Below are 24,469 nucleotides of genomic sequence, written 5' to 3' on the forward strand. Positions count from 1 at the left end.
TACAAAAAATTAGGGGTAAAGGATCCGTTGAAAAGAGAATACAGAATTGTCGGAAAAAGGTTGTAGTGACCAAATGAAAAATAGAAATCCCGGTGTGATGGGATTTCTAAGCATTTTTGCCGAAACTTGGGCTAGGTGTCAGGCACCAAAAACGGACAACTGTCCACGATTAGTGCCTGACACCCTAGGTATAATGTACCTGATTAAGAGTTATAACCACTTTTTCAAAAACGCTTTTACTTCATGTCTCATCTCTGCTGTCTCAAAATGACCAATATTATATCGTTTTAACTTCCAAGCATTAGCTGCACCTTCTTTTTGGTAAACATTACTTAAGTGTTGATCAATCTTATCAAGACCCTTTGCCGGGGTCAATCTATCATAATTTCCAGCAAGGCCTAGATGTGGACGAGGTGAAATAAGTTCATTAATCTCAGAAGTAGAAAAGTGTTTCAGGAGACCTGGAACAAAATAGTAGATACCATGGCCGTCAAGTCCCCTACTCTCAATCAAACTATCATAATCACACAAACCACATAAATCAATGCACATCTTTATACGGGGATCTAAAGCTGCAACCCACCACGACATGGTACTACCCATTGACATTCCGAGCGTACCGATGCGAGATGAATCAACATCATCTCGAGAATCTAAATAATCAATCGCTCGAAGACTATCATAAACCATCTTTCCCCAGAGAACCTGACCTTTCCAAATCATCTCTTTAAATAATTCACTTTCTGTTCTGCCTCTTCTACTACCAAATCCCCATGCATCAATTGCTAACACAGCATATCCCATATCAGTTAACTCTTCCGCATAGGAAGGGGCTTGCAAATACGTATTTCCCTTAATCAACTCATCTTTGCCTAGTTCATAATACCCACCATGTGAATGGTTGAAAAGTATAGTCGGATAAGGACCTTGCCCATGCAAAGGACGGATAAAATATGCAGGAACATTATCTTCGCCATTTAAATCTAGGGTCCACCTTTCTATTATAAAATGATTGTATTTCTCCTCTATCAACTTTTTAGCTAATATCGGTTGAGATTTTGGTGGCAGGTCGCCAAGTAATTGATATAACTCCTCACGTCTCTGTTCCTTCATTACTTTCAGCTCCCTAGTTAAATTCGAAAGGTTAGTATTTAAGTATGTTATTAAAAACGGTACCTGGTACTATTGATGGACTGTTGTCCATGTGTAGTACCAGGTACCATAAATCCAATTAGAGTAACGCTCTAATTGTTCCTTCTTTCGCGCAAAACTTCCGATTGTTCCCTAAAAGAACCGTCCCCGCGCTTCAGCTAGTTCGTAAATCCAACCACTTGATTTCTTCGTCTGTTAAAGTGATGTCGGCTGCTTTTCTACAAGATATCATTTCGTTATGGTTTTGCGGACCGATGATTGCACCGGTTGGGAAGGATTGATTTAATACATACGCTAGACTGATTTGAATGGTTTCAACGCCTTTTTCCTTAGCGAGCTGCTCTGCTCTACGATAGCGCTCCCAGTTTTCGTCATTGTAAAATACTCGAACTAGATCCTCATTAGATCGATCTTCAGGAGTAAAACGCCCCGTAAAGAAACCACGAGCTTGGGATGACCACGAGAATAGGGGCATTTTATTTCTCTCATGCCAAGCAAGAATCGAATCATCTACGGAAACACAGCCAGCCCAGTACGGTTCTTGTGCTTTTGCTAAGCTAAGGTTCGGGCTGTTGAAGGAAAAACCTACTAAACCATTCTTCTCGGCATAATCATTGGCTTCTTGTAATCTTTCTATGGACCAATTCGAACCTCCAAATGCACCAATACGCCCAGCTTCTACATGAGCATTTAGAATTTCTAATATTTCACCCACTGGGACATCAGGATCATCTCTGTGAAGTGCATACAATTCTACGTAATTAGTACGAAGTCGCTCAAGGCTAATGGAAAGCTCTCTATCAATTGCCTTTTTATTTATTTGTGGACCCTCATGATTTGGATGACCACCTTTTGTTAAAATGATAACATCATCACGGCGCTTATTTTCTTCCATCCAAATTCCGATGGCTTCTTCACTTTTCCCCCCAGAATAAACATACGCAGTATCTATCGTGTTTCCACCAATTTCTATATAGTTGTTTAATACCTCTGTTACTTTTTCCATAATATCGGGTTTGAAATAGTCAGAACCCATGACAAGATTTGAAATAGATTTTTCAATAGTATTAACCCTTATCTTTTGCATTAAGTTCACTCCATTTACTTTAAAATTAGTCTTTCCTTCTTTTCTGCAGCATCGAGTGTACCCTTTACAGCTCTCATATTATTTATAATGTCGTCATAAGAAAACTTAGTTGGTTTCCCATCAAGTACACTTTCTGCAAAACTATCTGCTTGTAAAGCGTACGGATTAATATTTTTACCCTTAACAACTTCTGTTTTTCCACCTTTAATAATTTCATAGGTTTCATCACCAAGAAAAGCGTTTTGAAGCACTATTCTTCCATCAGAGCCTAGAATTTCAAGCTTGTTTCGGAATTCCGCCCACATCGCACAGTCAAAGGTTAATGCAACGCCATTTGGGAACTCCATTAAACCAGAAGCCATCATATCGACATCACCATGCTCAGGAGAGAAAAATGCATGGGTTGTGACTGCTGTTGGCTCTTCACCTAGAATTAATCTAGCAGCACTAATCGGATAACAGCCTACATCGTAAATGGATCCACCTCCCCACTCCTTTGTATAGCGAATATTACTGTAATCGCTCGCATTATTGAAAGTGAAAACGCCATGAAGACCGCGTACTTCGCCGATTTCACCATTTTTAATTTTTTGTTTAATATCCTCATACCTTTGTTGATGACGGTACATGAAAGCTTCTGCTAATACCACACCTGCTTTCTCGCACGCTTCTACAATTTCTCTCGCCTCTGCCTCATCAAGTGCGATAGGCTTCTCACATAATACATGTTTTCCTGCCTCAGCAGCTCTGATTGCCCATACTTTATGTAAATGATTTGGAAGTGGAATGTAAACGGCATCAATTTCATTGTCGTTTAATAAATCTTCATAGCTACCATATATTTTTGGAATACCTAACTCCTCTGCAAACTTTTGGGCATTCTCCAACGATCGACTAGCAACCGCTACAACTTCATTACGCTTAGACTCTTGAATTCCCGGGATAACAGAACGCTTTCCAATATTCGCGGTACTGATGATACCCCAGCGCACCTTCTTTTCAATCATATTAATTCCTCCTTCTATATAAGCATGTAACCCAACTTTGTTAAGTTATTTAATAAAGTATCATATATATCTTATCAAAATTTTCGGATATTTATATCCTTTTATGAAAAAAAATGTACTTTATTTTTAGCCTTAGTTCGACTGCAATAAAAATAAAGAAAAATAAATGCTAATGTACTCCGCCATTCCCTTTTCATATTATTTTATTAGATATTATGGTTAGCCCCAAAAACAGGTGATTCTAAAAATATCAAAAAAGTATAATAGAGAGGTACCTGGTACTATTCACAGACAATTGTCCACAGATAGTACCAGGTACCTTAAACCAGCATTGTGGGCCAACGTCCATCCACTTTATATTTGAGATTTTACTCTATGTATTGATCCACTTTCTTACTCGTTCCCGCGTCAGTCCATTGTCTAAGATTTCCATTATTACTCTTGGCAAGCTATCGATACTAATCACCTCTTGCATTTTCGTATTTCACTAGCAATTAAAGCTATTGTTTAAACGTGAGTGAAAGAATTTTAGTTTGCATGAATAAAATATATGTTCATGAAAGAACGATTGTTCCCACAATTAATGAAAGGTGGCATACTAGAACAGTAACTACATGGCAGGTAGGAGGTGGTACAGACGACATCGAAGTACTAAGCCTAGTAGCGTAACACAATGCACTATATAGCTTGACTTTATTAGCTACTCTAACACTTATTGTCACTATTGTCGTTTACTTAAACAAAAAGAAGTAACCGCCCCAAAGATCACTGATGACGGTTACTTCTTTTGATAAACAATTAAAATTGGTTAACTGCTCTTGAGAGGAGGAAGCTACAACAAAGGTGCACAACTTCATTACTTAGCCCTTATCCCTTATCCCTTTATCGATCCAATCATGGCACCCTTAGCAAAATGCTTTTGTAAAAATGGATAGACAATTAAAATTGGTACTGTCGCAATAATGATAGAGGCCATTCGTATTGTAAATGGCGAAACGTTCATTTGTGCCGTCACCGCAGTTCCCGATCCACCCCTTATCGCCATACTTGTATTCTCAATCAGGTTCCTGAGATAAGCTTGTAATTGCCACATATCTTTGTCGTTAATATACAAAATGGTAGAAAAAAAATCGTTCCAATAAAACACGGCAATAAACAAGCCAATTGTCGCTAAAACAGGCTTTGATAGTGGAAGTACAATTCTGAAGAAAATCGTCAAATCATTTGCACCATCTATTTTTGCTGCTTCTTCCAATTCGTTCGGGATGCCACGGAAAAAGCTCATCATGACGAAGACATTAAAGGCATTTATTGCATTTGGTAAAATAAGCGCCCATAACGAATTCATCATGCCTAACTCTTTAATTAACAAATAGTTAGGCACTAATCCCCCATTAAAGAGCATCGTAAATAAAACGATGAAAGCAAAAAATACACCACCACGTAACCGGCTCTTTGAAAGTGCATAGGCAGTTGTTGCAGTAAAAAATGTCCCTATTGCAGTTCCAGCTATTGTTGTTATCAATGTCGTACCAAGACTCGAGAGGAAGGCACTGTTTTGAAGAATCGCGGTGTAGGCATCGACAGAAAAACCGACTGGAATCAGGAATAAACCTCCTCCAACTGCAAGTTTTGAATCACTTAACGAGCCCATCAAAATATACCAAAACGGATACAGCATCAAGATCAACAATAAAACCATAAAGACGTAGTTACAATAGTTGAAAATTTTCTCCCCTTTTGAAAGTCCTACCATAGCCATTCCCCTCCTACCATAATCCTTCGTTTCCTGATTTTTTCACAATTTTGTTCGCTGTGTAGATTAAAACTAATGCAATAACAGATTTAAAGACACCCGCAGCAGTTGCCAAACTATAGTTTGCTTCCTGGATTCCTCGTCGATAAACGTACGTATCAATTATATCGGCAACATCATATACAAGTGGATTATAAAGCAGATAAACCTGCAAAAAACCAGCTTCAAGGATGTTACCTAAACTTAAAATAAGCATAATCAAAATAACTGGACGAATTGCCGGAAGTGTAATATGCCACATTTGTTGGAGTTTATTTGCTCCATCAATCCGTGCTGCTTCATACATATCGGGATTGACTCCAGTCATTGCTGCTAAATAAATGATTGTCCCCCATCCCATTTCCTTGTAAACCTCTGTCGAAACTAAGATTGAACGAAAATACTCTTTGCTCGTTAAAAAATCGATTGGTGTTCCATCAAATGCTTTAATGATAAAATTAACAACACCATCAACCGGATTCAAAAATGCTGTAATAATCCCCGCAAACACAACCCAGGAAAGAAAGTGTGGCAAATAAAGAACTGATTGAGTAAAACGTTTAAAGGCCATGTTTCTTAGCTCATTTAATAGAAGTGCAATAATGATTGGGGCTGGGAATCCAAATAACAGCTTTAAAAAGCTAATTATAAAAGTATTCATGAATATTTGCATGAAATCTGGAGTTCTAAACAATCGTTGAAATTGTTCAAATCCAACCCACGGACTTTCCATGACACCCATTAAAATGTTGTAATCTTTAAATGCGATGACGACTCCGTACATTGGCAAGTATTTGAAAACAAGTAAATATAGTAATCCAGGTAATAATAAGAGATATAAATATTTGTCCCGAACGACATCTTTCATAAAGATAGAGGTTTTGCTCATTTTTGTCTTTGGTTGCAGAGAAGCATGTAATGTGAGTTTTTGCCTTCTTTGTTCCATTGGTTTCACTCCAATCACGACTAGTTTTCTAAGAATCATCGTAAAACATAATTTAGACGATAACTTCAAGGGCTTCTTCTGACAATTAATAATTTGAACCAAGCAGCTCTAGGCGACGAATTTCTGCTGACCAAAGCAGACTTTCCAAAAATAGGGTTAGATCGACAAGCATGTGATTGTGTTGCATAGCTTATTATTTAGTGAATTCCGAAAAAACATCTTACTTTCTCTTGTCGTAAAATGTTGTAAGTTCCCCTGGTTAGAGGGGAACTTATCTAATTAACATGGCGCATTCACTTATTTATATGGCTCAATATTTTCGTCGTACCACGCATTAAATTCTTCCCATTGATTTTTTTGTTCAGAATAAAGCTTGTTTGTTTCTTCATCTATTTTATCGCCACCTAAAGCCCCATATTGATCAACAAAGTCATCGTAAGCCGTAATTGGAAGATTACCAGAAATGATTCCCCAGAAAGTTTCATCTCGCAACGTATTGATGTCAGTCGCATACTCCGTCCACATTGGACGGTTTAAAGATTTGACAAAGAAAATTTTCTCCCTCATTGGCCGAGAAGATTTATCCCTAGCAGCAAATAGTTCATTGACCTCTGGTGTATTTTCTAAATTGGCTTCATCTTTACGTTGTACATACCAATTGTAATTTCCAAGACCTAACTTATTTCTTTCATCAACTGATAATTTACTGTCATAAACACCATTTTCGTCAATAGTGTAAAGTTCGCCTTCTTGTCCAAATGTAATTAATCGATACGTTTCTGGAGATGCCATGCGGTCAATTACATCGACAACTGTTTCTGGTTCTTCGGCAGCACCAGTAACAGATAAGAAGCTCCAACCAATCGCATCTGATGGAACGTCAGAGGAGAAGCCACTTGGACCTTTAATTGGATCAATTGCAATGTATTCACCATCTGGATTCTTTTCTTTAAATGCAAGGTTATACGTTGACTCTGGGTTAAAGAACGCTACCCAACGGTAAATTGAGCCAATTTTACCATTTGCCATAATATCATCTACATCTTGCTGTTCTGTATTTGTAAGAACACGCGGATCGATGACGCCTTCTTTATATAAGCCTTGTAATAGTTCTAAAACCTCACGAGTTTCCGGCATTAAAGAACCGTACTTTATTGTACCGTCATCTTGAATCATAAACTGCTCAACATCCACTCCATAAGCGTAGAAGAACGGAGCAAAGGCACGGTATAGATTTTCACCAGAGATTCCGTACGTGTCATCTTTTCCATTTCCGTCTGGATCATCAAATGTAAAGGCACGAAGTACATCCACATATTCATCAATTGTCGTTGGTACGTCCAAGCCAAGGTTATCTAACCAATCTTTCCGAATCATCGTTGTCATTGTTCCTGGCTCTGATACGTCTCCTGGAATTCGATAGATTTTCCCACTTGGATCCCAAGAGTAAAATAAGTTTTCGCGATTATAGTAATTTATAATGTTTTGCCCTTTACTCTGTAAATATGGTGTTAAATCTTGTAACACACCGGCATCAACCCATTGTTTGTATTCTTTGTTCATATCCCAGAACCAAAGAACGTCAGGCATCGAGCTTTTATCGCTCATCATTAAATTAATTTTCGTTTTAGCATCAGACCAACTTGGTAAAAATATATCCTCAACGGTAACATCTCGATCAAGGTGATCAGTTAAATCTTTTGCCAACGCTTCATTCACCCAAGCATCCGGCGTTTTTGGTCCCCCCATTAGAGTTAGGCTAACGTTAAGAGGACCTGTTCCTGCTTCTCCAGTAGCATTATTTCCTTTTTCCCCCGACGACTCTCCCCCAGACTCATTAGAACAAGCTACAGAAAAAACTAACATGAAGACGGTAACAATAAGTAATCCTAGACTCTTTTTCAATTCGTTCTCCCCTTCCGTAATGTATGCGCTTACATAATCGGCGGATATAACCTTTTTTAAGCATTTAATTCTATTTTCACACGGTAAAGATGGTATGGTATTCTATTTCACCTCCTAATCCTCCTTTCATAAAAATAACAAGATAACAATTTTATCATTCGTTATTTTTGTTATTATTATCTGTTATCTTTAATAAAATAATAACACCAAAGCCAATTATTGTAAACGCTTTATTTTATTTTTCCTTTCCTCAAATCTGCCCTAGAATCTAAATAATTCCAAAAATTGATACTTGATTCCCCTTTACAACTAAGGAGACGTACCTGACCTTTTTGGGATTGAAATGAACTAACATAGTCTTTTATTCACAAAAAGCAATAAACTTGAATGATGACTAGGTTAAATCTTTACTCAGTTATTTTTGTTTTCATGTTATTAGGAAAACCGACAGATTTCCTAATTATCATTTCACTAGAAATCAGCACTTTTTCTGGTGGAAAATCAAGATTATTGACCCTCCATAATAACATGTGTACTGTTCGTCTGCCTATCGATTCTTTTAACACTTGAACAGTTGTTAATGGAGGGTTTATTTTAGATTTGTAATCGATGTTATCAAAGCCCGTCACCGAAAAGTCCTTTGGCACGCCAAAACCACTCGCAATCAGAAGTTCCATGATTTTAGTTGCTATTTCATCGTTGGCACAAACAAAAGCAGTCGGCAACTCGCGATGCAACTCAGGTTCCAAAAAAAATGATCGGAATTGATCTTCAACTGGATTTGTGTAATCCATGTCAAGCAAATACTTTCTTTCAACATCAGTAAATAAATGATGGGCTTCTAAAGCACTCCTAAAGCCTAGCCACCGGTCATGAAAACTACGAGAATAACCATTGTCTCCAATGAAACAAAGTTTCTTATGACCTAATCCAATTAGGTGGTTGGTTAATTTGTAAACACCATCAAAGTTATCCATAAAAATGGCATCCGCTTTAATTATTGGATCTTCATGGTCTACCATAACAAATGGCACACTGTGTTCACTAAGCTTTAGAAGCATATCAGTAGAGACAAGTCCAACCGTGATAATCCCAAGCAGAGAATCAGTCTTTACGTGGTCTGATAAATTGTTTTGGCTAGATATTACCATTGCACCAATATCTAACTCCTCAAGAGAGTCGACAATCCCATTGAAAATTTTACTCCAATATGAAGAATGTTCATTCTGGTACCGATGGTTAGGCATGACAACTAGGACAAAACCATCATTAAATATGCTGTTGTTAGGTTTGTTTAAAACCTGTAATGGGGTTGTTTCTTTAAAATAACCTAGTTGCTTGGCCACCTGTAATATTTTCTGCCTAGTACTATCTTTTACACCTGGTTGGTTGTTTAACGTTTTTGAAACTACGTACTTTGAATATCCTGCAACTTCTGAAATCATTTGCATGGTAACCCTTGACATCGGTCCACTTCCCTCCAATACTTTTTGTTATTTTTGTTATTTTTTCGTTATTATGATTATAGCTATTTTTCAGATATACAACAAGAAAAAATAATATTTGGATCCAGTTTTGCTCCTGATACCTCCTATGATTCAGTTCTGTCTTTATTCAAAAACGGTACCTAAAAACGGTACCGTTTTCCTCATACTATTAGCCTAAACATACAAAAGACGAAAGAGATCTGAAAAAATAACCTGCCTTTAAATTGGCAAGTTAAATTAATTCAATTCTATTCAATTAGTTCCTTATTCTATCACAATGCTGTTATATCTACAAAGCACCAACTACTGAGTGAGGTACATATGGTTCTTCAAGGTAAGCTATTTCTTCAGGTGTTAGTCTAACAGATAGTGCATTGACTGAAGTTTCTAGATGGGATATTTTCGTAGCACCGACAATCGGAGCCGTCACGGGTTGGTTTTGTAGTAACCAAGCAAGTGCAATTTGTGCGCGAGTAACTCCGTGTTTTTCTGCAATCTCTTCAACTCGTTCCACTATCGCTCGGTCGGTATCAGCATTAGCATCATATTTTGTTTTTTGGACTTAGTCAGTTTCGGAACGGCGAGTTGTTTCAGACCAATCTCGAGTTAATCTCCCTGATGCGAGTGGACTATATGGAATCACACCAATTTTCTCCTCTTTACAAAGAGGTAGCATTTCCCTTTCTTCCTCACGATAAATAAGGTTTAAATGATTCTGCATGGAGACAAATTTCGTCCAGCCATTTTTCTCGGCAACATGTAACGCTTTTTGAAATTGCCAAGCATACATCGCAGATGCACCGATATATCTTTCCTTGCCAGCCTTTACAACATCATGCAATGCTTCCATTGTTTCTTCTATTGGTGTATTGTAATCCCAACGGTGGATCTGATAAAGATCTACATAATCTGTCCCGAGCCTTTTAAGGCTTTTATCAATTTCACTCATAATTGCTTTTCGAGAAAGACCAGAACCATTAGGCTTATCATTACCGAAATGAACCTTGGTTGCTAGTACAATCTCGTCTCGATTTGCATAATCCTTTAATGCTTTACCAACTACTTCCTCACTCGCTCCATGTGAATAAATATTTGCGGTATCAAAAAAGTTGATACCTAACCAAGGCTTCTTTAATTATAGGACGACTATTCTCCTCATTAAGTACCCATTTATGAATCCAACGCTCCGGATTACCAAAGCCCATACATCCAAGACAAATTCGCGAGACATCCATACCAGTATTTCCAAGTTTTACATATTCCATTGATTATTCCTCGCTTTCTATTATTTCTTTTTGTGAATTGAGAGTAGTACCATCTAAATCAAGTGCAACAAGTTTCATTGTGTTCTATCATAGTTGTACCGAAGTCTTAAAGGTGTTCGACAAATTCTATCAAATACAAAAATGTAATCAGTGATAGCAGGTATGAGCTGATTTTGTTTCTGTTACTAATAATTATGCAATAAATTCGATCGACAACGGTATCACATTCGTATCAAATCATTGCCTAATCCTATCAGAAGTACTTACGTAATGTGCGAACATGTATTATAATGAGCCTATTGTAGGTATAAAAAATAAGAGGTGAAACTTATGGAGGAACAGCTATATAATCAACAGCACGCGCTTGCTAAACTGATCAAGTGTTATACTGTGCAAAACAAAATGCATGAAACTGATATTCCATCTTTATTTTTCTACAATGAACCCAATACTACAGAACCAAGCTACCGAGTTTTCAAACCCTCTCTTTGTGTAATTATTCAAGGTGAAAAGGAATATACGCTGGCCCAAGAGAAATTTAGCTACAGTCCTGGTGATTACTTCGTTGCATCCGTGGATTTACCAATTACCGGACAAGTGATAAAAGCAGCCCCTGATGCACCATATTTGTCTCTTAAACTTGAATTTAGTCCTAGTGAAATATTAGAGGTTTTAAGTGATGCTGACATTAAAGTTGGGGCGAGAAAAAATGTGAAACGTGCTATTTCTGTTAACAAACTGGAGGCCTCATTGTTTGATGCGGTAGTAAGGCTAGCGAATTTACTAGACAACCCTAAAGATATTCCTGTACTTTCACCTTTATTTAAAAAGGAGATTCTCTATAGAGTGCTAAAAGGTCCACATGGGGATGCCCTTAAACAAATGGCTATAAAAGGTAACAATGCTTATCTCATTAGAGGCGTTATCGAACATATTATTCAGTACTATGATAGGTCTTTTAAAATGGCGGAACTTGCGGAAAGAGCAAATATGAGTGTTGCTTCCTTTCATAGGCACTTCAAGGAGATAACATCAATGAGTCCACTTCAATTCCAAAAACAATTAAGACTCCAGGAAGCTAGGCGCATGTTGATGTCCGAATCAACAGATGCTGCTGATGTAGCGTTTCGAGTAGGTTATGAAAGTCCATCGCAATTCAGTCGTGAATATTCTCGAATGTTTGGTTCTCCTCCTAGAGTTGATATAAAACAAATGAAAGAGAACTTCGCTAAAATGGACAAAGTGGATGAGCAATATTCATGAAGCTGAAAGCCTCTGTTAATACGGTGGAAAGAGAGGCTTTTGGGTTGGTGTGGCTTGGTTGTCTGCGGGGATTAATAAATAAGAAATACGAAAGAAATGTGGCCATAGAAAGTTCAAATCAACAAAAAACAAGGGCATATCTTCCCGTGTGGACATTTGTCCACGAGGAGGTTGAGTAGAAAGGAACCTCTCCTTATGGATTGTGTTTCTCCCCCTCTCAGAACTTATCCCGACTTCTGTATTTTACCTATAGACCATCTGATAAAAAACCTTCCTGTGACGTAAAAAATTGATAGTCAACATAAATACTATCTTCTTAACTTATAGATTTTGAGATAGACGAACCATATCCCTGCACTGAATACCGTTTTCAAAAATTTCTTCAGGATAGTGCCTAACAAAAAAATCTATATCAACACCAACCATTCTAAATCCACATTTTTGATAAAGAGCCAGTTGCCCTATGCTTGAATTACCAGTTCCAATTTCAATTGTTTTGTAACCTTTAAAAACGGTACCTGGTACTCTTCGTGGACAGTTGTCCATTTGAAGTACCAGGTACCGTTTTCCTAGTGAAGCCACAACAAAAAACAATATTATCTTAGATAATATTTCAACACTCACTGCCTAAACCCTCCACCTTTCTCATAAGTAATAGGCCAATATTATAATAATCAATATTTTCTAGTAGATTTTTCTCGAAATGTACAATAACACCTTCTTTCAAACAACCAACTTTCTTGTTAAAATAGTCTACTAAGGCAAAACTATTTTCAATTCACTATTAATTTTTCATAATTTAACAAAACAAAGATCTTGATCTTTTTGTCTGAATAAGTTATAATGAGAGAAAGAAAGGCGAAAGGATGTTCGCAAAATGGAAAGAAATAACACTCTCCGTGTCATGGAATTATTTGCTGGTGTTGGTGGTTTCCGTGTTGGCTTGGAAAAAGCTAACCCCTCTTTTTTTGAAGTTGTTTGGGCGAATCAGTGGGAGCCTTCAAGGAAAGCACAGGATGCATTTGAATGTTATGCTAGGAATTTTACTGATGGTGAACACGTGAATGAAGATATTGCAGAGATTCCTGATGAAGTGTTTCAGCAAGTTGCCCCCCAGCTTGTCGTGGGCGGATTTCCTTGCCAGGACTACAGTGTGGCACGGTCCCTGTCTGGCGAAAAAGGAATTCAAGGCAAGAAAGGCGTTCTTTTTTGGCAAATTGAAAGAGTTATTAATAGAACACACCCTAAATATGTTCTACTTGAGAACGTCGATCGATTATTGAAATCTCCTTCTAAACAAAGAGGTCGTGATTTTGCTGTTATGTTAGCAACGTTCAACAACCTAGGTTATACCGTGGAATGGCGCGTAATTAATGCAGCTGAGTACGGATTTTCTCAGCGAAGACGACGTGTGTTTATTTTCGCTTACAAAAATGGCATTGCTTTTGAAGAAGAGCAACTAAATCATGATTTGAAAGATATTGTTTTTAAGGAAGGCTTCTTCGCAAAACCATTTCCAGTCTTAGAAGAACCTTATAAAAATAGAGAAGACTACGAACAAATTGAAGTTGATCGGGTTGAGATTTCGGACAACTTTTCATTCGGATTCCACAATGCTGGCATCATGCGCAATGGAAAGATTTATACGTCACATGTACAACCTGTTGAAGTCAAACCTAAGCCACTTAGCAAAATTTTATTAGACGACATAGAAGTCGATGAGAAATTCTATCTTACTAAAGCGATGGAAGAAAAGTTCGAATATTTACGAGGCGCCAAAAAGATTGAGCGTACTTCTGCCACTGGTCACAAGTATTTCTTCTCAGAAGGCGGCATGTCTCCTACCGATAACTTGGACAAGCCCGGCAGAACAATGCTTACGAGTGAAGGCTCAGTAAACCGTAGTACACATATTGTCGAAGTCAATGGCCGAAAGAGATTTCTCACTCCTATCGAATGTGAGAGACTAAACGGATTCCCCGATAACTGGACGGCAGGGATGACAGACCGTATGCGGTATTTCTGTATGGGTAATGCACTTGTTGTTGGATTGATTGAAATCATGGGAAGACGAATTGAAGAAATTGATGCCTTGAATACTTCTTCAAGTGAAGAGGAAGAAATTCAACTTGGATTATCATTTTAAGCTGATACTTGGTGTATCAGCTTTTTTATTTGTGCTAAAATAAATGTAAATAACTACCTTTTGAGAGGTGTTACTCATGATATATCAAACAGAAGAGGAATTATTATATAAAGCCAAACAAGCTGAAGGGAGAAACTTTGGCGAAATAGATAAAAGTAATCGAATTGAAAATGGGCGTGCAAAAGGACAGCTTGGTCAAATCATTGAAGAAAGTTTCTTTGGTTATGAAGTTAACTCCAAGAATGAAGCTGATTTTTCCGACCTAGGTATTGAATTAAAAGTCACTCCTATAAAGAAAAACAAAAACGGTTCACTATCTGCCAAGGAGAGACTAGTATTAAATATCATCAATTATCAGAAGGAAGTTTACGCTACGTTTGAGACATCGAGCTTTTGGAGTAAAAATCAAAAGATGTTAATTCTCTTTTATGAATGGATTCCCAAACTAGAACGGGCAGACTACAAAGTTATAAAAGCTCATTTACACACCTATCCAGAAGAAGACCTTGAGATAATTAAACAAGATTGGAAAACAATAGTGGATAAAGTAAGAGCCGGCATGGCACATGAACTATCTGAAGCGGACACTAACTATTTAGCCGCTTGTACAAAAGGCGCTAACAAGAGCTCACTTCGGAGTCAGCCCTTCAGTGATGAAATGGCAATGCAGCGGGCTTATTCCCTTAAACAAAGTTATATGACAGCCTTGGTACGTAAGGAAATTAAGCAAGAAGATTTAACTCGATTTGCGACAACTAGTGATTTGAAAAACAAGTCGTTATTTCAACTACTTCAAGATAAGTTCCATCCGTTTAAGGGTCTGACGCTCGAACAGATTGCAGAGCAGACAGGATTAGAAACAAATGATAAATCAAAAAAATTTTTACAAGAGTTTGTTAGCGGATTACTCGGTATTCGCGGAACAAAACTAGATCAAATTGAAGAATTCGCAAAAGCAAATATTCAGTTGAAAACCATTCGCCTCGAACCGGATGGACTGCCTAAAGAACACATGTCTTTTAAAAATATTGATTTTTTCGAATGGGCAGAGGAAAACTGGGAGGACAGCTGGCTCAAAAATCATTTTGATGAAACAAAGTTTTTATTTGTCGTATTTGATTACAAAGAGACCAAACAACAAAATCCGAGCAGACAGCTTTATTTTAGTGGAATTACACTCTGGAATATGCCGTTTCATGAAATTGAAGGCACGCTTAAAAATTTTTGGAGCGATGTTAAAACCATCATTCAAAGTGGACTAGAATTAATTCCAGTTAAGCAGAAAAATAGAACAATTGTTAAAAATAATCTTCCAAAACCAGGTTACAATGGAATCTGCCATTTGCGACCAAAGGCTAGAGATGGGAGTGACAAGACAAAATTACCTGATGGTCGTTTGATTACGAAGCAAGCGTTTTGGTTAGATCGCACGTTTGTTGCCAAAATTATAAATAAACAAACGTAAAAAAACCTTGGAAATTCACCAAGGTTTTGTTTCTCAGGTATTTGCCATCGCAGCTGAAGACTCTGTTTCTTGCTCTTTCTTACCTTCGTCTTTTGGATCTTTCTTGTCATCACCAGCGTCATCGCCATCATCTTCTGAATTGACAGCATTGTCTTGACTAGTGGCATCTTCTTGGCTTGTTGTACCTTCTGCATCGTGTTTAGAGCCGTCAGATTGATTTGATTCTTCTGTACTGTTGTCTGGTTTTTCGATTTCAGTCATTGGTTTGTTAAAATAATCCTCAGGGTTGACAGGCACTCCCGCTTTACGCACTTCAAAATGTACGTGGACACCGCTTGCTTGGCCGTAAATATTTCGACCTGCAGAACCAATTGTGTCACCTTGTTTTACTTCTGCACCAGTTTCAACTAACACATTTTCTAAGCTTGCGTAATAAGTAGTAAGATCGTTATCATGTGTCATTTGAATTACATTACCTAATAACGGATCCTTTTTCACTTCTGTTACTGTACCACTTAGTGACGCTGTGACATCAAATGTTTCATCTTCCGCAGACGCAATATCTACCCCTTTAGATTGATAGTATTTATTGTTGTATAGAACAAGTGCTTTTTCTTGATCTTCACTGTCTGCGTCATAGTCGTAAAATTTTGTTACAATTTTTGCTTGATTTTCGTCTGCAACCGGCATTAACATGGACTCTGTTTGCTCCATTACTGGTTCGGTATCACGTTCGCTATCAAAGTCTACGTTGCCACTGCCAGCTTGACTTTGGTCTGCACGAGAAATTTCATTGTTACTTGTTTCTGTGTCATTCGAATCTGATGCTAACGGACTTCCGCTATCCAGATTTTGATACCATAACACTCCTGTCAACAACAATGCCGCAATCGTTAAATACGCTGCAGGGAAAAACCACTTTTTACGAAAGATACTATTGCTATTTTCCTCTTTCATGATTTCATCACCTCTTGATACAAGAATGGTCAAAGGTGATGAAGTTTATACATTTAATAAAAATTATTTGTATAAATTTTCTGAATTAGGAAAAAAGTAGTAGGGTCAGTCCATTACGTCATCGACTTCATAAATCGATTATACTATCTCAAATTCAACTTTTTCTCTACTCTCATCATACTTATAAGTAACTAAACTAATGTCGTTCCATTCTTCCGAAACACTTTCCCCACGTAATCCAGTGGTATATTTCCTTGACCCTACGTTTTTAGCATGAATTTTTGCTTCTTCTGAAAAGTTGGAAGCTATTAACAACGACTTAATCATTGAATAGTCCCCAAAAGAATACTCATTATTTATCCAATCAACATATTTTAATAATTGATCGACATCTGAGACTAACGCTTCTTCCCTCTTAAGTTCCATAACTAGATATTTTGAAATAGTATCGTAGCCCTTAATATACCTATATCCAAAAATATCCATCTTATCCATCCAATTAACGGGTTTAAATGGCGAGGCAACAACCTGACGCGATAGGTAATCCCAATTACCAAAAACCATTGAAGTTTCCTTATCATTAGACGCTAACTGATACAAGACAGATATTTCTACAGTGGTTTCTCTACGAAACAACCCGTTTTTCATTGCGGAATTATTATAAAAATCTATTGGATTAAAAGTATAATTATTGTTACCCTCCACTTTCTCCTGTATCTTATTATGATAGGTAGTGTTAAATGGAATTAACTGCTCCGTTAACTGTCCATCTAAATTAAGTTCATTTCGTTTTAAGATGATATCCATCAAAGCTTTATCTTCCTGATGGTCAACTTTTATGAAAGATAGTCCTTGAAAGGCTCTTAGCATTTTAAATGCTTTAGGATTAGACATAAGAACAGTATCCATATCCACACCGTTCTTAAAAAAATATGGCGATGGTTTGAAAGTACATATCCACCTTAATTCTTTTCCATCTTCTCCCCAAACATTATCTCCTATTAGCGTTTCACTCCGTATATCATCATACGTATAGGGATTTGGCTTATTGGCTTCCGGAAAATTCTTAAACTTACAGTCATTTCCTATATTAATCAACTTCCCTATACCATATATTTTTCTTTTACTAAATAAATATATGTTGTCTCCTTCCTTCATTGTTGTGTAATCAGCAAATGTTTGTTCATTAATTATCGACCAAAGATTATTTTTAGGTATTTTTACTCTAGTTGAATATACTCCTCTAGTTGCACATTCGAATAATGAATCAAAATCACTAAAAGTAATAACATATCCTGCCATGCTAAATCCCCTAATTTATTAATTTTATTTTGGTCTTAACTTGTTCCTATAATCACTCTTGCTCAAAGGTTGAACCTGTAAACAACGTTCTCAGTAATTCAAGTTAAAGTGCTTCAATGTCTTGTTTAATCTTTTTATAGATTCCTTGTTTAAGCATAATTATCACCGCCTTTTAAGTTCAAATCGAAATCCCTTCTTCCCTAATTTTATTAATAATAGGTACATCAGCAGGTGCAAACTCATAGGCTGACAAATCTTCGATATCTACCCACTTGTATTCTGCATGTTCTCTAAGTTCAATCTGTCCACCTATCAGTACTGCCAGATAAGACATCAGTTCAACATCACCGAACTCATAATGATGGGTGTTGGTAAGAAAATGGCTATGGACTTTAATAGTAATTCCAAGCTCCTCATCAATCTCTCTAATGACACAATCTTCAGGAGCTTCATTTTCTTCTAACTTTCCACCCGGGAACTCCCATAGGTTTGGTAGCTTCATTGTTGTTCTTCTTTTGGTTATTAGGATTTTATCTTTATTTAGTATGATTGCTGCTGTTACTTTAATCATTGCTAGCCTCCCTAAATACACTTGGCAACGGTCTAACTTATTTTTCATACTACTCTATGTGTCAGTGATATAGACTTTATTTTTCTATATTTTAACATTTCTTATAGAGGTTGTTCAAAAAGTCACCAAGCTACGCATCTCTTCGTTGGCTTGTTCTTCCGGTCCTCATGTAGGGAAAGCCTACATTCCGGTCCTCAGAACTGCACCGCCTCGACCTGCTTGCTTCTAATTCGTCGACTTTTGGAACACGCACTTATAGATTTAAAGAATAATAAACAGCATTTCTCAGATTATTGAGTCCTGCACGATCGGTGCTTGCCCCCTGCTCATCCTATTTTTTATAAAAGTTACAGAAATAATAAAGTTATTTATAGAACAAATGTTCTTTTTTGTGGTATAATGGATTTAACAAAAGATAAAGGGTGTGATAAAATAATGGCAATAAATATCGTGTTGGAGAAGCCCGCTGAGTATGGTGGCACAGATTATGATGGTCTATGGAAGAAGATGATTCACGAATTATTTGAAGAATTTATCCTGTTTTTTATTCCAAGCCTATCAGAGGAAATTGATTTCTCGGTGAAACCTGAGTTTTTACAACAGGAGCTTTTTCGCGAAGTGATTGACGATAGGAGAGGAAAGAGCATTGCAGACCAAATTGTGAAAGTGTACTTAAAAGATGGAAAGGAGAAATGGATCCTTGTTCACATTGAAGTACAGGGCAACGAGGATCCTGATTTTGCTAAACGAATGTTTCGTTATTATTACCGGATCTATGATAAGTTCAACAAAGACATTGTAACGATAGCATTAATAACCGACACTTCAACCAGCTATAGGCCAGACACTTACCACTACTCGTTTCACGGAACATCACTTACGTACACATACAACATGTTCAAGTTTACTGATTTCAAAGAAAGTGAATTAATGGAGTCAGCTAATCCCTTTGCCATTGCGATATTGGCTGCGCAATATGCGAATCAAACAAGAAATAACGATGAGAAGCGCTATCGATTTAAATACAAGCTTTTCAAAATGATTTTACAAAAGGCACACTATCCTTCCAACGAACAGCGCATGTACATCGCTTCACTACTATACTTCATTGATTATTTACTACAAATTCCGGTAGAACTATCAAAAAAATTAAGAGACGAAATTATGCAAACAAAGGAGGGAAAACAAATGGTTTATATTGACAAGGAAAACCTACCGTTGTCTTGGGCGGAATTGGAAGTTATTTTTCGAAAAGAAGGGGAAGAAAAAGGAGAGAAGAAAGGAATAAAAAAAGGAAGAGAACAAGAAAGAAAATCTGTAGCCCAAACTATGCTTGAAGAAGGCATGTCTGTCGAGCTTGTGGCCAAATGTGTTACCTTATCAATTGATGAGGTTAAGAAAATCGCAGAAGAGATGTAAACCAAAAATTAGTTTTGGGTGTCAGCCCCTGTCTAAAGACAAAATTGGATGTATTTCCATGTGTAGAGACAGGGTTCATCTTGCATCCGGTTAACAAAAAAAAGGCTTTATTTGCTATGCATTGCAAAATGAGACTTACTATATTTGAATAAGGATCAGGCACTGCTTGTGGAGTTTTGTCCGTCAATGGTGTCTGACCCTTTTTCCAGGAGATAACTATCGATATGCACCTAACCGTTCCCTCTAGTCCTGACTTCCTTAGGACCTTTTTTCATTGCCTCACCACAAATCGGGCACTCTTTCGTTTCCACCAGCGTTTCCTCATAACTTGCGATTCTCACCCATCCATTACACTTCTTACTAGTACAATCCCATACCAATATCGTTTCGGTCTTATAAGTTACATGGTTCGTTTTAATCTTCTGTTTATCCATAGAAGTTGTTTTAGCTACTGGCTTTGGTTTAAATGGCTGTGCAAAAACTTGACGGATAAATCGTGATATGGCTATTTTTTTGTCGCGATAAATGGCGGGTGAGCTAATGTAAAGTTCTTGTTCAGCTCTTGTTACTGCTACGTAAAGAAGGCGGCGTTCTCCCTCAATTGCCGTTTGGTTCTTATCGCGCTTCATTATTACTAGATCTTTTCGATTTTCAGCATCCAAGACAGAGCTATGAGGTAGGATGTTCTCAGATGCACCAATTAGGTAGACAACAGGAAATTCTAACCCCTTAGACATATGGATTGTCATCAAATTTACCGCATCTGCTTGTGGGTTTTTACGAAGTTCTTCCATCTGGTTATTTTTCTCAATAATATCTTCAACAAACTCGATAAATTCAGCAATTGTTGAAAACCGTGTGGCTGCTGCTTCTAGTTCTGATAAAGTTTCTTGGACGATTTCCTTATGAAGGGTAATATTTTTCCGTTCATTGGCCAAAAGAAATTTACTGTAAACGGCGTGAATTCTCTTAACTGCTTTAACCGGTTTCATTGGTTTCATTTGGCGTATTAAATTTATTCTTTGCGAAATTTGCTCCTTTTGAAAATCCTTTAGTCCAGGGTAGTCAATCAGATGAGTCAAAAGAGACTTTTTAGGATTAATTGCTTCCTGTCTCAACATAAAATCAGTTGCTTTTTCCCGGTTCATATAAAGCGTTGGAGTTACCCCTCTGGCAGCCTTCGTGTCTTTTTCATTTATGGTAAGACGCAAATGGTCGAGTACAGGTTTTACTATACCTTGCTCATAAAAAGTAGATGAATTTCCAAATGTGATATAAGGAATATCATTTAACAAGCATTGGTCTAGTATTGCACGACTATTGCTGTTTGTCCGATATAGCACCGCAAAATCCTGATATTTTCTTTTTCCTTGTTTCACTTCAGAAATAATGTTATCAAGGATCAGTTCTGCTTCCTCATCCGTATTATTCGGGCGTAAGAAAAGAGGAAAATCATCACTTTCCCTTGTTGCTTTTAACGTTTTCTTGTATCTATGTTTATTAAAGGAAATGACTTTATTGGCTAAGCCGACAATACTTGTGGTTGATCGGTAATTAGTATCAAGAGTGTACGTTCTTGCATGGGGAAATTCTTTATTGAAATTCAGAATAATGGATGCATCCGCACCATTAAACTCATAAATAGTTTGATCATCATCCCCGACGACAAACAAGTTGTTTTGAGGCATGGCCAACATCTTGATAAGTTCATATTGTACTGGATTGGTATCCTGCCATTCATCACACAAAATGAATGAAAATCGTTTTTGAAGGCTTTGTAGTAACGTTTTGTTGTTCTTAAGCAAAAAATACGAATCAAGTAAAATATCATCATAATCCATGTAGTTGTTTATTCTTTTCATATCCTCGTATTTCTTGAGGATTACTTTTATTTCTTTTTCAACAGGGGTTTGTTCTGGGAAGTCTACCACAGTCACCATGTTGCTTTTTTGATAGGATAATAGTGCTAACAGAACTTCTGGTTCGTAATCATCCGATAAGCTCATGTCTTTCATTATCATCTTCAAATAAGTACGTTTCTGTTTTTCACTACTAATAATTTCACGTCCGTCACCTTGCCATTTTAAAATTTTCAAGAAAATGGAATGTAACGTACCACTCGTTACATCACGAACGACACTTTTGGATAATCCTGGTAGACTAGCAATTCGCCCCTCCATTTCTTTGGCCGCTTTTCTTGTAAAAGTTAGTAACAATATATTTTTTGGATTAACATTATAAACAGACATAAGGTAGCCTGCTCGCGAAGATAAGACGCGTGTTTTACCACTCCCTGCACCAGCCAATACTAATGCAGGACCCTTCAAATGTCGGGTTGCTAGTAGTTGGGACTGATTTAATTTGATTCCTTTTCCTTCTAGCTCTCGAAAATAAAAACTATCTGAATCTGCTTCGTTTACTAATTCTACTGTTGTTTGATTCGTAGCTAATTCGGCTTGTTCTACAACCTTCTTCGTTGCTCCTTGAGGGTAATACTCCCCTTGCCTATTTCTTGAAGTAGGGGCTTGATCAACCTCCAACTTAACAAGTCTTTTTTGTAAATAACATAGTACCGCTTGGGCTATTTTTTGATTATATTCTTTTTCATCATGAATTGCGATTTGTTCTATAAGCTGTTGATCACTGCTTGAGAGGGTTACTTCTTCTTGAACGCTAATTAACACATTAATCGCCTTTAACGCGTACTGTCTGAGTTGAGGTTTGGTTGACGTTACATTATTCAGAAGATATGGTAGCGATTTGATGCATTCATTCGGATGAGCTTTTGACAATTTATTTATTGCCGAGGCAGCGAGTCTTTTTTCGTTATCATCCCCCTCTTTTAAATAGTTGATCAGATAATCTATCGCACCTACATCATTTGTCTCTCCTAATTCATAGGGTGATAATTTTGATAAAGACATCCTACTTACCTCCTGAATCGTTAAGATAATATCTTCTATTTCCTGCGAATTAACATACAAAATTTTGGTCTGTAAATGGAAACGTACTTTTTTCTATTATTCTTATTTGTACCTCATATATTATATCAGAATATAATTATTGGGCAGAGCCTCTTATTGGTTGTTTAAAGTTAAGCTGAGATGGTTATAGGATAATAAAGTGAAACTTCAATAAGCGGGGGGGGGGTTTGCTTTTCCCCATTGATTGTTAGCACCACACGGGTATGACCTAGAGTTTACATTCTTCTTCAAATCCTATAATCTTGCACACAAGAAAAGCATAAGCGCCTTGCTAGACTTATGACCCGAGGGGCTAGGGGCTAGGCGCTAGACAGCTCTTGGATTTAATTCTTAAAATCACACCTACCTATGACGGACATCATTTATCAGAACTGCACGGATGGTGCGTACTCCAAGCTCATTCTATAGTCTATAAAAGTTATACAAATAATAAAGTTAGCGCTAGAACAAATGTTCTATTTTGTGGTATAATGGATTTAACAAAAGATAAAGGGTGTGATAAAATAATGGCAATAAATATCGTGTTGGAGAGGCCCGCTGAATATGGTGGAACAGATTATGATGGTCTATGGAAGAAGATGATTCACGAATTATTTGAGGAATTTATCCTGTTTTTTGTTCCAAGCCTATCGGAAGACATCGATTTCTCGGTGAAACCTGAGTTTTTACAACAGGAGCTTTTTCGTGAGGTGATTGATGATAGAAGAGGAAAGAGCATTGCAGACCAAATTGTGAAGGTGTACTTAAAGGATGGAAAAGAGAAATGGATCCTTGTTCATATTGAAGTACAGGGCAACGCGGATCCTGATTTTGCTAAACGAATGTTTCGTTATTATTACCGGATCTATGATAAGTTCAACAAAGACATTGTAACGATAGCATTAATAACCGACACTTCAAACAGCTATAGGCCAGACACTTACCACTACTCGTTTCACGGAACATCACTTACGTACACATACAATATGTTCAAGTTTACTGATTTCAAAGAAAGTGAATTAATGGAGTCAGCTAATCCCTTTGCCATTGCGATACTGGCTGCCCAATATGCGAATCAAACAAGAAATAACGATGAGAAGCGGTATCGATTTAAATACAAGCTTTTCAAAATGATTTTACAAAAGGCACACTATCCTTCCAACGAACAGCGCATGTATATCGCTTCACTACTATACTTCATTGATTATTTACTACAAATTCCGGTAGAACTATCAAAAAAATTGAGAGACGAAATTTTGCAAACAAAGGAGGGAAAACAAATGGTTTATATTGACAAGGAAAACCTACCGTTGTCTTGGGCAGAATTGGAAGTGATTTTTCGAAAAGAAGGGGAAGAAAAAGGAAAAAAATCTGTAGCCCGAAATATGCTTGAAGAAGGAATGTCTGTCGAGCTTGTGGCAAAATACGTCACCTTATCAATCAATGAGGTGAAGAAAATAGCAGAAGAAATGTAAAAGAATTGACAAAATAACTGTGTGGATAACCATTTCTACACAGTTATTTCAAAGAATGATTTATCGCCTGATTACTATCCTTCCAACGAACAGCACATGTATGTCGCTTCACTACTATACTCCATTGACTATTTAAAATTCCGGTAGAACTATCAAAAAATTAAGAGCCGAAATTTTGCAAATAATGAGGAAAAACAAATGGTTTATATTCCATAAAATTAGTTCAAGGTCGTATTTTGTCTTAATAAGACTATCAATAGATGA

At 37.1% G+C, this 24,469-nt stretch carries 17 protein-coding genes and 2 pseudogenes; 6 read left to right on the forward strand and 13 right to left on the reverse strand.

Features of this window, described 5'->3' with window-relative positions:
- Nucleotides 1-210: 210 nt before the first annotated feature.
- From NC799_RS15810 to NC799_RS15820, 3 genes are all read right to left on the reverse strand, one after another.
- Nucleotides 211-1,113 (reverse strand): dienelactone hydrolase family protein, encoded by a 903-nt coding sequence (locus tag NC799_RS15810; protein ID WP_272447409.1) that lies wholly within the window; start codon nt 1,111-1,113, stop codon nt 211-213.
- Between the two features lie 193 nt (nt 1,114-1,306).
- Entirely contained in the window at nt 1,307-2,239 is a 933-nt protein-coding gene (locus NC799_RS15815) for an aldo/keto reductase (RefSeq protein ID WP_272447410.1), read from the reverse strand.
- 14 nt (nt 2,240-2,253) lie between these two features.
- A complete protein-coding gene (locus NC799_RS15820; RefSeq protein WP_272447411.1) occupies nt 2,254-3,246 on the reverse strand; it encodes a Gfo/Idh/MocA family protein in 993 nt (330 codons plus the stop codon).
- A 537-nt stretch (nt 3,247-3,783) separates the two neighbouring features.
- Here NC799_RS15820 and NC799_RS15825 point away from each other — a divergent pair.
- Nucleotides 3,784-3,915 carry a hypothetical protein gene (locus NC799_RS15825; RefSeq protein WP_272447412.1) on the forward strand — a complete coding sequence of 44 codons (132 nt, stop codon included), beginning with the start codon at nt 3,784-3,786 and terminating at the stop codon, nt 3,913-3,915.
- A gap of 205 nt (nt 3,916-4,120) precedes the next feature.
- On the opposite strand, the gene NC799_RS15830 is transcribed toward NC799_RS15825, so the two are convergent.
- From NC799_RS15830 to NC799_RS15850, 5 genes and pseudogenes are all read right to left on the reverse strand, one after another.
- Nucleotides 4,121-5,002: a carbohydrate ABC transporter permease gene (locus tag NC799_RS15830; protein WP_272447413.1), complete on the reverse strand. Its 882-nt coding sequence runs from the start codon at nt 5,000-5,002 to the stop codon at nt 4,121-4,123.
- 13 nt (nt 5,003-5,015) lie between these two features.
- Nucleotides 5,016-5,987, reverse strand: a complete 972-nt coding sequence (locus tag NC799_RS15835) for an ABC transporter permease (protein WP_272447414.1) — start codon at nt 5,985-5,987, stop codon at nt 5,016-5,018.
- A 297-nt stretch (nt 5,988-6,284) separates the two neighbouring features.
- Entirely contained in the window at nt 6,285-7,892 is a 1,608-nt protein-coding gene (locus tag NC799_RS15840; RefSeq protein ID WP_272447415.1) for an extracellular solute-binding protein, read from the reverse strand.
- Nucleotides 7,893-8,299: 407 nt separating this feature from the next.
- On the reverse strand, nt 8,300-9,358 hold the full coding sequence (locus NC799_RS15845) for a LacI family DNA-binding transcriptional regulator (protein ID WP_272447416.1): 1,059 nt from the start codon (nt 9,356-9,358) through the stop codon (nt 8,300-8,302).
- Between the two features lie 310 nt (nt 9,359-9,668).
- Nucleotides 9,669-10,644, reverse strand: a pseudogene (locus NC799_RS15850) (aldo/keto reductase).
- 330 nt (nt 10,645-10,974) lie between these two features.
- On the opposite strand from NC799_RS15850, the gene NC799_RS15855 reads away from it, so the two are divergent.
- The gene (locus NC799_RS15855; RefSeq protein WP_272447417.1) at nt 10,975-11,907 is read left to right on the forward strand and encodes an AraC family transcriptional regulator; all 933 of its coding nucleotides are present in this window, start codon (nt 10,975-10,977) and stop codon (nt 11,905-11,907) included.
- Between the two features lie 321 nt (nt 11,908-12,228).
- On the opposite strand, the pseudogene NC799_RS15860 reads toward NC799_RS15855, so the two are convergent.
- A pseudogene (locus NC799_RS15860) lies at nt 12,229-12,414 on the reverse strand (GNAT family N-acetyltransferase); the annotation flags it as partial.
- Between the two features lie 370 nt (nt 12,415-12,784).
- Here NC799_RS15860 and dcm point away from each other — a divergent pair.
- Both dcm and NC799_RS15870 read left to right on the forward strand, forming a co-directional pair.
- On the forward strand, nt 12,785-14,053 hold the full coding sequence (dcm, locus tag NC799_RS15865; protein ID WP_272447418.1) for a DNA (cytosine-5-)-methyltransferase: 1,269 nt from the start codon (nt 12,785-12,787) through the stop codon (nt 14,051-14,053).
- A 76-nt stretch (nt 14,054-14,129) separates the two neighbouring features.
- Nucleotides 14,130-15,518, forward strand: coding sequence for a Sau3AI family type II restriction endonuclease (locus tag NC799_RS15870; RefSeq protein WP_272447419.1), 1,389 nt, complete (start codon nt 14,130-14,132; stop codon nt 15,516-15,518).
- A gap of 33 nt (nt 15,519-15,551) precedes the next feature.
- On the opposite strand, the gene NC799_RS15875 is transcribed toward NC799_RS15870, so the two are convergent.
- The 3 genes from NC799_RS15875 to NC799_RS15885 all read right to left on the reverse strand — a co-directional run bounded on the left by NC799_RS15875 (nt 15,552) and on the right by NC799_RS15885 (nt 18,348).
- Nucleotides 15,552-16,475: a M23 family metallopeptidase gene (locus tag NC799_RS15875; RefSeq protein WP_272447420.1), complete on the reverse strand. Its 924-nt coding sequence runs from the start codon at nt 16,473-16,475 to the stop codon at nt 15,552-15,554.
- 138 nt (nt 16,476-16,613) lie between these two features.
- On the reverse strand, nt 16,614-17,777 hold the full coding sequence (locus tag NC799_RS15880; protein ID WP_272447421.1) for an endonuclease NucS domain-containing protein: 1,164 nt from the start codon (nt 17,775-17,777) through the stop codon (nt 16,614-16,616).
- 178 nt (nt 17,778-17,955) lie between these two features.
- Complete coding sequence (locus NC799_RS15885; RefSeq protein ID WP_272447422.1) at nt 17,956-18,348, reverse strand: (deoxy)nucleoside triphosphate pyrophosphohydrolase; 393 nt, start codon at nt 18,346-18,348, stop codon at nt 17,956-17,958.
- Between the two features lie 435 nt (nt 18,349-18,783).
- Here NC799_RS15885 and NC799_RS15890 point away from each other — a divergent pair, with 435 nt between their 5' ends.
- Nucleotides 18,784-19,767 (forward strand): Rpn family recombination-promoting nuclease/putative transposase, encoded by a 984-nt coding sequence (locus NC799_RS15890; RefSeq protein WP_272447423.1) that lies wholly within the window; start codon nt 18,784-18,786, stop codon nt 19,765-19,767.
- A gap of 230 nt (nt 19,768-19,997) precedes the next feature.
- Here NC799_RS15890 and NC799_RS15895 read toward each other — a convergent pair whose 3' ends face one another.
- A complete protein-coding gene (locus NC799_RS15895) occupies nt 19,998-22,691 on the reverse strand; it encodes a UvrD-helicase domain-containing protein (RefSeq protein WP_272447424.1) in 2,694 nt (897 codons plus the stop codon).
- Between the two features lie 566 nt (nt 22,692-23,257).
- Here NC799_RS15895 and NC799_RS15900 point away from each other — a divergent pair.
- On the forward strand, nt 23,258-24,205 hold the full coding sequence (locus NC799_RS15900; protein ID WP_272447425.1) for an Rpn family recombination-promoting nuclease/putative transposase: 948 nt from the start codon (nt 23,258-23,260) through the stop codon (nt 24,203-24,205).
- The last annotated feature ends 264 nt before the right edge of the window (nt 24,206-24,469 follow it).

Origin of the sequence: Aquibacillus salsiterrae (assembly GCF_028416595.1) — a bacterium.
Lineage (GTDB): Bacteria > Bacillota > Bacilli > Bacillales > Amphibacillaceae > Aquibacillus_A > Aquibacillus_A salsiterrae.

Bases quoted from the DNA above. Each gene is read 5' to 3' on its own strand.
- NC799_RS15810 (WP_272447409.1), bottom strand. From the start codon at position 1,113: ATGAAGGAACAGAGACGTGAGGAGTTATATCAATTACTTGGCGACCTG.
- NC799_RS15815 (WP_272447410.1), bottom strand. From the start codon at position 2,239: ATGCAAAAGATAAGGGTTAATACTATTGAAAAATCTATTTCAAATCTT.
- NC799_RS15820 (WP_272447411.1), bottom strand. From the start codon at position 3,246: ATGATTGAAAAGAAGGTGCGCTGGGGTATCATCAGTACCGCGAATATT.
- NC799_RS15825 (WP_272447412.1), top strand. From the start codon at position 3,784: ATGAATAAAATATATGTTCATGAAAGAACGATTGTTCCCACAATTAAT.
- NC799_RS15830 (WP_272447413.1), bottom strand. From the start codon at position 5,002: ATGGTAGGACTTTCAAAAGGGGAGAAAATTTTCAACTATTGTAACTAC.
- NC799_RS15835 (WP_272447414.1), bottom strand. From the start codon at position 5,987: ATGGAACAAAGAAGGCAAAAACTCACATTACATGCTTCTCTGCAACCA.
- NC799_RS15845 (WP_272447416.1), bottom strand. From the start codon at position 9,358: ATGTCAAGGGTTACCATGCAAATGATTTCAGAAGTTGCAGGATATTCA.
- NC799_RS15855 (WP_272447417.1), top strand. From the start codon at position 10,975: ATGGAGGAACAGCTATATAATCAACAGCACGCGCTTGCTAAACTGATC.
- dcm (WP_272447418.1), top strand. From the start codon at position 12,785: ATGGAAAGAAATAACACTCTCCGTGTCATGGAATTATTTGCTGGTGTT.
- NC799_RS15870 (WP_272447419.1), top strand. From the start codon at position 14,130: ATGATATATCAAACAGAAGAGGAATTATTATATAAAGCCAAACAAGCT.
- NC799_RS15875 (WP_272447420.1), bottom strand. From the start codon at position 16,475: ATGAAAGAGGAAAATAGCAATAGTATCTTTCGTAAAAAGTGGTTTTTC.
- NC799_RS15880 (WP_272447421.1), bottom strand. From the start codon at position 17,777: ATGGCAGGATATGTTATTACTTTTAGTGATTTTGATTCATTATTCGAA.
- NC799_RS15885 (WP_272447422.1), bottom strand. From the start codon at position 18,348: ATGATTAAAGTAACAGCAGCAATCATACTAAATAAAGATAAAATCCTA.
- NC799_RS15890 (WP_272447423.1), top strand. From the start codon at position 18,784: ATGGCAATAAATATCGTGTTGGAGAAGCCCGCTGAGTATGGTGGCACA.
- NC799_RS15895 (WP_272447424.1), bottom strand. From the start codon at position 22,691: ATGTCTTTATCAAAATTATCACCCTATGAATTAGGAGAGACAAATGAT.
- NC799_RS15900 (WP_272447425.1), top strand. From the start codon at position 23,258: ATGGCAATAAATATCGTGTTGGAGAGGCCCGCTGAATATGGTGGAACA.